The organism is Micromonospora sp. D75 (assembly GCF_018070405.1).
In the GTDB taxonomy this organism is placed as follows: domain Bacteria; phylum Actinomycetota; class Actinomycetes; order Mycobacteriales; family Micromonosporaceae; genus Micromonospora; species Micromonospora chalcea.
Genome location: NZ_JAGPXV010000818.1, coordinates 1 through 2,191 on the forward strand (window position 1 = coordinate 1; position 2,191 = coordinate 2,191).

Sequence of the window (2,191 nt, forward strand, 5' to 3'; positions counted from 1 at the left end):
GCGCTGGACGAGGAGCTGGGGCGGCAGGGCAAGTCCGGCTGGGCGGCGGAGGAGTTCGACGCGCTGGTGCGCAACGGCGCCCGTCCGCCGCGCGTGCGCGCCGAGCCGTGGCGGCGCACGTCCGGCATCCACCGGGTACGCGGCGCGCGCGCCCAGGCCCGGGTGCGGTCCCTCTGGTACGCGCGGGACCAGATCGCCGCCCGCCGGGACGCCGCGCCGGGCCGGGTGCTGCCCGACTCGGCCATCGTGGCCGCCGCCGAGCTGGACCCGAAGGACGAGAAGACGCTGCTCACGCTCCCCGGTATCGGTGGGCGCTCGGTGCGCCGGCTGGCACGTACCTGGCTGGCGGCGCTCGACGACGCGCGTCAGTTGCCGGACGACGCGCTGCCGGTGAGCCCGACGGTGGAAGGGCCGCCTCCGCCGCACCGCTGGGCCGAGCGTGACCCGGTGGCGGCCGGGCGGCTGGCCCGGGCCCGGGAGGTGGTGGTCGGCACCGCCGGGGCGCACCGGCTGCCGGCGGAGAACCTGATCGCGCCGGACTCGATCCGCCGGCTGGCGTGGCAGCCGCCGGAGGAGATCACCGACTACACCGTCGCGGAGGCGCTGCGCGCCTTCGGCGCCCGGGAGTGGCAGATCGGGCTGCTGCTGCCCGCTCTTACCGAGGCGCTGCGCACCCCCCAGCAGTAACGTCGGTGGCAGGTGTGAGGTGGGCCACGCGGGGGGTGGTGCCGCGTTTGGTTACTGGCGAGTAGCATCCGGGGAAATGCCCGTGCCGAGGGAGGCTCCAAGTGCCCCGTGAAGTCCGGGATGTCGTCTTCGTCGACGGCGTCCGTACCCCGTTCGGCAAGGCGGGTGGGATGTACGCCAACACCCGCGCCGACGATCTGGTGATCCGCTGCATCCGCGAGCTGATGCGCCGCAACCCGCAACTGCCGCCGGAGAAGGTGGAGGAGGTGGCGATCGCCGCCACCACCCAGATCGGTGACCAGGGCCTGACCATCGGCCGTACCGCCGCCCTGCTGGCCGGCCTGCCCAAGACCGTGCCGGGCTTCGCCATCGACCGGATGTGCGCCGGCGCGATGACCGCCGTCACCACCGTGGCCAGCGGCATCGCCATGGGCGCGTACGACGTCGCGATCGCCGGCGGCGTCGAGCACATGGGCCGCCACCCGATGGGTGAGGGCGTCGACCCCAACCCGCGCATCGTCGCGGAGAAGCTCGTCGACCCGTCCGCCCTGGTGATGGGCTCCACCGCGGAGAACCTGCACGACCGCGTCCCGCACATCACCAAGGAGCGCACCGACGCGTTCGCGCTGGCGTCGCAGCAGAAGACCGCCAAGGCGTACGCCAACGGCAAGCTCCAGGGCGACCTGGTGCCGGTGGCGGTGCGCGACCCGGAGGCGGGCTGGGGCCTGGCCACCGTGGACGAGGCGCCCCGCGACACCTCGATGGAGAAGCTGGCCGGGCTGAAGACCCCGTTCCGGCCGCACGGCAAGGTCACCGCGGGCAACGCGGCCGGCCTGAACGACGGCGCCACCGCCGCGCTGCTGGTGGCCGAGGAGACCGCTCGTGAGCTGGGCCTGCCGGTCGGCATGCGCCTGGTGTCGTTCGGCTTCGTCGGCGTCGAGCCCGAGGTGATGGGCGTCGGCCCGATCCCGTCGACCGAGAAGGCGCTGCGCATCGCCGGCCTCAGCATCGACGACATCGGCCTGTTCGAGCTGAACGAGGCGTTCGCGGTGCAGGTGCTCGCCTTCCTCGACCACTTCGGCATCGCCGACGACGACCCGCGGGTCAACCCGTGGGGCGGCGCGATCGCCATCGGTCACCCGCTCGCGTCCTCCGGCGTCCGGCTGATGACCCAGCTCGCCCGCCAGTTCGCCGAGCACCCCGAGGTCCGCTACGGCCTCACCGCCATGTGCATCGGCATCGGCATGGGCGGCACCGTGATCTGGGAGAACCCGCACTGGGAGGGTGGAGACAAGTGAGCCTCGCCGCACCGAACGAGGTCGTCACCAAGGCGCTGCTGCGCCAGGTGGCCGTACCCGGGCTGGACCGGCCCGCCGCCCTCATCACGCTGGACAACGGCTTCGACCACACCAAGCCGAACACCTTCGGCCCGGCCGGTCTGACCAGCCTGGACGAGGCGATCACCGCCGCGCTGGCGGCGGAGCCGGCGTTCATCGCGGTCACC

At 73.5% G+C, this 2,191-nt stretch carries 2 protein-coding genes and 1 pseudogene; all 3 read left to right on the forward strand.

The features are described 5' to 3' along the window. Positions 1–687, forward strand: a 687-nt coding sequence (locus tag KBX39_RS29485) for an HRDC domain-containing protein (protein ID WP_210873662.1), incomplete at its 5' end; no start/stop codon positions are given. Between the two features lie 101 nt (positions 688–788). Then, complete coding sequence (locus KBX39_RS29490; protein WP_064447157.1) at positions 789–1,985, forward strand: thiolase family protein; 1,197 nt, start codon at positions 789–791, stop codon at positions 1,983–1,985. Beyond that, a pseudogene (locus KBX39_RS29495) lies at positions 1,982–2,191 on the forward strand (3-hydroxyacyl-CoA dehydrogenase); the annotation flags it as partial. The gene KBX39_RS29490 and the pseudogene KBX39_RS29495, both read left to right, overlap by 4 nt.